The organism is Paenibacillus sp. 01T422, from assembly GCF_056398785.1.
The window spans coordinates 1-6359 of record NZ_JBFTQB010000331.1; the positions used below are offsets into that span (position 1 = coordinate 1).

8 protein-coding genes and 1 tRNA gene are annotated in these 6359 nt (G+C 44.6%); 2 read left to right on the forward strand and 7 right to left on the reverse strand.

Annotated elements, in window-relative coordinates:
- Positions 1–99 precede the first annotated feature (99 nt).
- The 4 genes from clpX to AC1DUA_RS18890 form a co-directional block, all read right to left on the reverse strand.
- Positions 100–1368: an ATP-dependent protease ATP-binding subunit ClpX gene (clpX, locus tag AC1DUA_RS18875; RefSeq protein WP_477501239.1), complete on the reverse strand. Its 1269-nt coding sequence runs from the start codon at positions 1366–1368 to the stop codon at positions 100–102.
- A gap of 12 nt (positions 1369–1380) precedes the next feature.
- Entirely contained in the window at positions 1381–1971 is a 591-nt protein-coding gene (gene clpP, locus AC1DUA_RS18880; protein ID WP_145661597.1) for an ATP-dependent Clp endopeptidase proteolytic subunit ClpP, read from the reverse strand.
- 199 nt (positions 1972–2170) lie between these two features.
- On the reverse strand, positions 2171–3472 hold the full coding sequence (gene tig, locus AC1DUA_RS18885) for a trigger factor (RefSeq protein WP_477501240.1): 1302 nt from the start codon (positions 3470–3472) through the stop codon (positions 2171–2173).
- Positions 3473–3582: 110 nt separating this feature from the next.
- Entirely contained in the window at positions 3583–4500 is a 918-nt protein-coding gene (locus AC1DUA_RS18890; RefSeq protein ID WP_477501241.1) for a hypothetical protein, read from the reverse strand.
- A gap of 156 nt (positions 4501–4656) precedes the next feature.
- Here AC1DUA_RS18890 and AC1DUA_RS18895 point away from each other — a divergent pair.
- Positions 4657–4730 (forward strand) — tRNA-Arg (locus AC1DUA_RS18895).
- Between the two features lie 149 nt (positions 4731–4879).
- Here the strand turns inward: AC1DUA_RS18895 and AC1DUA_RS18900 are convergent.
- From AC1DUA_RS18900 to AC1DUA_RS18910, 3 genes are all read right to left on the reverse strand, one after another.
- A complete protein-coding gene (locus tag AC1DUA_RS18900; RefSeq protein WP_258567559.1) occupies positions 4880–5008 on the reverse strand; it encodes a hypothetical protein in 129 nt (42 codons plus the stop codon).
- A 69-nt stretch (positions 5009–5077) separates the two neighbouring features.
- The gene (locus AC1DUA_RS18905; protein ID WP_145661609.1) at positions 5078–5191 is read right to left on the reverse strand and encodes a DUF4023 family protein; all 114 of its coding nucleotides are present in this window, start codon (positions 5189–5191) and stop codon (positions 5078–5080) included.
- Between the two features lie 46 nt (positions 5192–5237).
- Entirely contained in the window at positions 5238–5594 is a 357-nt protein-coding gene (locus AC1DUA_RS18910; RefSeq protein WP_477501242.1) for a hypothetical protein, read from the reverse strand.
- A gap of 174 nt (positions 5595–5768) precedes the next feature.
- Here AC1DUA_RS18910 and AC1DUA_RS18915 point away from each other — a divergent pair.
- On the forward strand, positions 5769–6359 hold a 591-nt coding region (locus AC1DUA_RS18915; protein ID WP_477501243.1), incomplete at its 3' end, for an asparagine synthetase B family protein.

Consider the following 6359-nt stretch of genomic DNA (forward strand, 5'->3'; position numbering starts at 1 on the left):
TTATGGTTTCTCTCCCCATGACACCAAACATCCTCCGCTCCAATTTCCTGCATAAGGAAACCGGATTGGAGGCTGTGTGTTCGTTAATGAAATTATGGGTTACGCACTTTCTTCTTTTTTCTTGCCTGTCGCTTGTGAGCCGTCTTTCGTCGTCAGCACAGGTGTGATCTTGTTCTGAACAGTCTCTTTAGAGACTACACAAGTGGAGACATCGGTTCTTGAAGGAACTTCAAACATCACATCAAGCATAATGCTTTCAATGATTGCTCTCAGACCACGCGCGCCGGTATTCCGTTTAATCGCTTCTTTCGCAATGGCATCAAGCGCCTCTGCGTCGAATTCGAGTGAAACGTTATCCATCTCGAGCATCTTCTGGTATTGTTTCACGAGCGCATTTTTCGGCTCAGAAAGAATACGAACTAGCGCTGCTTCATCCAGCGGCTCTAGGGTAGAGATAACCGGAAGACGGCCTACGAATTCTGGAATCAATCCGAATCTGAGCAGGTCTTCTGGAAGTACCATGGACAGGTACTCGCCTGGTTTCAAATCTACTTTAGCTCCGTCTGTGCTGAAGCCGATCACTTTTTTACCAATTCTGCGTTTGATAATTTGCTCTAGACCATCGAAAGCTCCGCCGCAAATAAACAGAATATTGGTTGTGTCGATTTGAATAAACTCTTGATGTGGATGCTTACGTCCGCCTTGCGGAGGAACTGATGCAACCGTACCTTCAAGAATTTTCAGCAAAGCTTGCTGAACGCCTTCACCAGAAACGTCTCTTGTAATAGACGGGTTCTCGGATTTACGTGCTACTTTATCGATCTCATCGATGTAGATAATGCCGCGTTCTGCTTTCTCCACATCGTAATCTGCAGCTTGAATAAGTTTGAGCAAAATGTTCTCAACGTCTTCACCTACATAACCCGCTTCAGTCAATGAAGTTGCATCCGCGATTGCAAATGGAACATTCAGGATTTTGGCAAGCGTTTGAGCAAGAAGTGTTTTACCACTTCCTGTTGGTCCTAGAAGAACGATGTTACTTTTTTGAAGTTCAACATCTTCTAGTTTGTTTTGCGAATTAATACGCTTGTAGTGATTATAAACCGCTACCGCAAGCGATTTCTTCGCTTGTTCCTGCCCGATGACGTACTGGTCCAAAATGTTGCGGATTTCCTTCGGTTTCGGAACATCCTTCAGATCCAGTTCTTCCTCGTGACCTAGTTCTTCTTCCACAATCTCCGTGCAAAGCTCTATACATTCATCACAAATGTAAACTCCCGGACCCGCAACAAGCTTGCGAACTTGGTCTTGGGATTTTCCACAAAAGGAACATTTGAGTTGGCCTTTTTCATCGTTAAATTTAAACATGGGATCACTCCTTTATTTCAAGTCGTTTCGAGTGATAACCTCGTCGATTAACCCGTATGCCTTCGCTTCATCAGCGCTCATAAAGTTATCTCGGTCGGTGTCTCTTTCGATCTTTTCAAGCGGCTGTCCCGTACGATCCACATATATCTGGTTGAGTTTTTGTTTCGTTTTGATAATCCAATCCGCGTGAATCTTAATATCGGTCGCTTGACCTCTTACACCGCCGAGCGGTTGGTGAATCATAACTTCAGCGTTCGGCAGCGCGTATCGCTTGCCTTTGGCGCCTGCTGTTAACAGCAAAGACCCCATACTTGCGGCCATACCTACACAAATCGTAGATACATCCGGTTTAATAAATTGCATGGTATCGAAGATACCCATTCCAGCTGTTACAGATCCACCTGGTGAGTTGATATATAAGTGGATATCCTTTTCGGGATCCTGAGCAGATAAAAAAAGCAGCTGGGCAATGACCAAATTAGCCACATCATCATCAATGGCGGTCCCAATGAAAATAATGCGGTCCTTAAGTAGACGCGAGTAGATGTCGTAAGAGCGTTCCCCACGTGCCTCTTGTTCAACAACCATAGGAATAAGACTCATTGTACCAACTCCTTTTGTGGCCAAAGCCATGTTCTCCAAATTGGGATTCAGTAACAGTTTAACATGTTTGAGCAGCAAAGTCATTTTTTCAGAAGACAGCTATGTATTCAATGAAATTCTTATGTTTTTAGGCAGTTTGTGGCTAAAATAGGGTAAAAGAAAGGCACGTTGCTTACGTACGTGCCTTTACTTACCTTATTTATACTGCTGCGGAAACATGCTTGCTATTTTCAAGCAAGAAGTCAACCGTTTTTCTAATCACAAGATCATTGCTCAGACCATCTAGGCTGCCGTTAGAAGCAAACAGCTCACGAAGTTCTGCCGTTGATTTTTGGTAGGATGGTGCATATTTCTCAAGTTCCGCGTCAACTTCTTCGTCGGATACTGTGATGTTTTCTGCAGTTGCAATGGCTTCAAGAACAAGGTTGTTTCGAACACGCTTATCAGCATCTTCTCTCATTTGATCTTTCAGCACGCTCTCGTTTTGACCGGAGAACTGGAAGTAAATCTCAAGCGTCATGCCTTGGGAGCGAAGACGTCTTTCGAATTCTTTCACCATTACATCAAGTTCTGCTTCAACCATGGATGCTGGAATTTCAACATCAGCGTTAGCAGCAGCCTTATCAACAACAGCTGTTTCCAGAGCAGCTTCTGAATCTTTTGTTTTGCTCTCTTGAAGACGTTTTTTCAATTCTTCTTTGTACTCTACAAGCGTATCGTACTCGCTCACGTCTTTAGCAAACTCATCATCAAGTTCTGGCAAGTTTTTGCGTTTGATGTCGTGAATTTTCACTTTAAACACAGCCGCTTTGCCTTTCAGATCTTCAGACTGGTAGTTCTCAGGGAAAGAAACATTAACTTCTTTCTCTTCGCCTTTACCAAGTCCTACAAGCTGCTCTTCGAACCCTGGAATGAAAGAGTTGGATCCAAGCTCAAGGGAGTACTTCTCTGCTTTTCCGCCTTCGAATGCTTCGCCATCAACGAAACCTTCGAAATCAAGAACAACTACGTCGCCGTTAGCTGCTTGTCCTTCTTCAAGAACAACCAACTCAGCATGACGTTGTTGCAAACGGGAAAGCTCGCTGTCCAGTTCTTCGTCCGTTACGTTAGCATCTACTGCTTCAACTTCGATGCCTTTGTAATCGCCAAGCGTTACTTCTGGTTTAACAGTAACCTTCGCTTTGAATTTCAGAACTTGTCCTTTGGCGAACTGTTCTACGTCTACTTCTGGACGATCAACAGGCTCGATTTTGACCTCTTCGATCGCTTGTACGTAAACTTCTGGCAAAATAATGTCTAGTGCATCTTGGTATAGGCTTTCTACACCAAATTTAGCTTCAAAGATTGAACGTGGCACTTTTCCTTTACGGAAACCTGGAACATTTAATTTCGCGGATACTTTTTTGAATGCTTTATCCAATGCATCTGCGACGCGCTCTGCGCCAACTTCCACTTCAAGAACGCCTACGTTCTTCTCTATTTTTTCCCAACTTGCTTTCATTTTATGCTTTCCCCTTCCAAAAATGTACGATGACATATTTTCACGTTACGCTCATTATAACCATTCTATTATAACATATAACAAATTCATTTCAAGGCGACCTTTCGCTACTAGGACGGATCTGGATTAAACTGCTTCACAAACGCTTGCAGCACAAGATGTGCCCGCTTCCATTGCAGCGTCATCGACCCTACAATCCCGTAATTGTCCAGCAATTCCTCTCGATTAACGGAACCAAATAATCGTTCTTGCAAGATGGCGTGCAAGGCGGAAGCCCATACATCAACGGCGCCCTCTTCAGCTTTCAATAAGTCTGTATAGATTGCCGTTCCATAGGCATAGGCCAAAAATTCCTGCCACGTTTGTTGGGCAAAATAAACAAAATCCGGCTGGCTTATTTCACTAATATCCCCGACTCTGCGAATCATATCACGAATTTGGGATGGAAAATCCTCCTGGCCCAGCGGTGTCTCTTCGATCTGTACAGCGATCATTTTCCCGTTTTTCGGATACTCAATGAATCCCTGCTCCCCCATTTGCTTAAGCGCCTGCAGCGCCTTGAACTGAATATGCGGATGCCGCGGTTTTTCGCTAAGCCATTCCTTGATAGCCGAGCTTATACCGGGTTGATCGATAAAACCCAATTGTTCCAGACTACTTACTTGCTGCTCCAAAGTGCCTTCTTTCAACAAGTCCAGCAACTTCAAGGCATACGCGCCGTCATCTGACGACTTCTCGTTTATGTATTGCCTTAATAAATCCTCTTCCCCCTCTAAATCCTCTTCCGATGGACTAGGCATAGGGAATAACTCTTCTGGAAACATGGTTTGCAACCAAATCCGCAGCGCTTCCCACTGCTCGATCTTATCCGATTGGGCGGCTGGGAACTGAAGCAGAAAAGTTAGCAGTTGAAGAGCATCACTATACTGTTCGTTTCGTAGAAAACGGGTAAGTTCCTCTTCGTAATATTGCTCTGTTTTCGGAAAAAGAATAACATTATTCATCGACAGCTCGGTTATGTGGATCACCTCAGAAATCTTGGTCTCGCTGGTGACAGTTTACTTGATTGTTCGGGCGATTGCAAAATAAATTTAAAACAAGTGTTGACTTCTCTTAAAAAGATATGATAATATAACTCTTGCTTCGCCAAACAGCTACACGCTGCTAGGTAAGAAGAGGTCTATGTCTCAGTAGCTCAGCTGGATAGAGCACACGCCTTCTAAGCGTGCGGTCGGGGGTYCGAATCCCTCCTGGGACGTCTGCAAGGAGAGAAGACCGCGAGAAATCGCGGTCTTTTTGCTGTTTCTTCGAATATCTAAATACAGAAGTGTAGTTCAAACAGAAAAAGCCGTCAACCTATGGTTGCGGCTTTCTGGAGCATTATTTTATCATGCAAAAATTCCGTTCTTACACAGATGGCCGATTAGGCTGATGATGACCAGGTTCGGTCGAATCCAAATTAGACTGCACCCGTGAAGATTGTTTCGAATGATCAATCGTGCTTTGTGCTTTTTGTTTCATACTCTTTTTGCCCATGATGAATTCCCTCCTATAAGGTGAGCCCGTAGAGTGGTCTCTACAGGCTCTTGTTGGTGCCATTAGACTTTAGTGCTTCTTGTGAGGCAAGTTATTGCCTGGCTGACCGTCACCTTGTGTCCTGAAATTCTTCGCGGCTTTCCTCTGCTTGTCGTGCAGCTTGCTAATGAAATGACTATCCATGAGCATTCGCCTCCTGAAGAAAGAATGGCACTACCCCTATAGAATGTCACGCAAGCTCAAGATTTAAACGCATGGCTAAATTTAGAAGAGCGCCTCTAGCTTCTGCATCCGTTTTGACTCTTTCATAAAGTTCCTCGAAATTACTGCGATTTTCAATGAATTCCGGCTCTGTTTTAATTGCGACTTGCGTCCAATTGATCAGTAAATTCTCCGCTTGTGTCAGTTCATTATAGGCACGGTGCAGGCCAACGCGTTCAATGATTTCTTCCAGTTCAGCCTGTCCGACTTCTTTGCCTGCCTCTTTCAAATCGGCAATCCGTTTATCCGCTTGATTACTAATTTGCAAAAAATGCTCTCTGGAGGCTAGATAATCGAYTTGTGCTTTGGAATGTTTCTTTTTCATTGCCATCACCTTTACTGTTTAGTAAGTAATAATTAATTAATAATAACAGGCTTAGAATTAAAACACAAAATCTGACTGACGACCGTTACGGCTATCTGGGACAGACATTATATATCCCCATTTTGCATACCTTTTATCATCATGCTGTCTTCATAAAGAAAGGAAGGAACGTCTATGTGCGGAATAACGGGTTGGATAGATTGGCGGAAAGACTTGACCGGGTACCCGTCCATTCTAGAAAATATGACGGAAACGCTCCATTTGCGTGGACCAGATGCTTCTGGCACCTGGATCTCGCAGCACTGTGCCCTCGGCCATCGACGTCTTAGTGTAATGGATCCGGAGAACGGGGCTCAGCCCATGATCCGGAAACAAGGAGACTACACGTATACGATCGTATATAATGGCGAACTTTACAATGCCCCCGAGCTGAAAAAAGAGCTCGAACTGCGCGGACATCATTTCCGAACAACCTGCGATACCGAGGTGCTGCTTGTTGCCTTCATTGAATGGGGGCGGGCTTGTGTAGACCGTCTGAATGGTATCTTCGCCTTCGCAGCATGGAACGATCAGGAGCAATCGCTCTACCTGGTCAGAGACCGGCTGGGCGTAAAGCCGCTTTTTTATTCTCATCAGAACAGTGTCCTTCTATTCGGTTCTGAACCAAAAGCCATCCTCGCTCATCCAGATTTCCAGGCAGAAGTCGGCGCTGAAGGCTTGGCAGAAATCTTCGCAGTAGGTCCTGCGCGCACGCCTGGACATGGC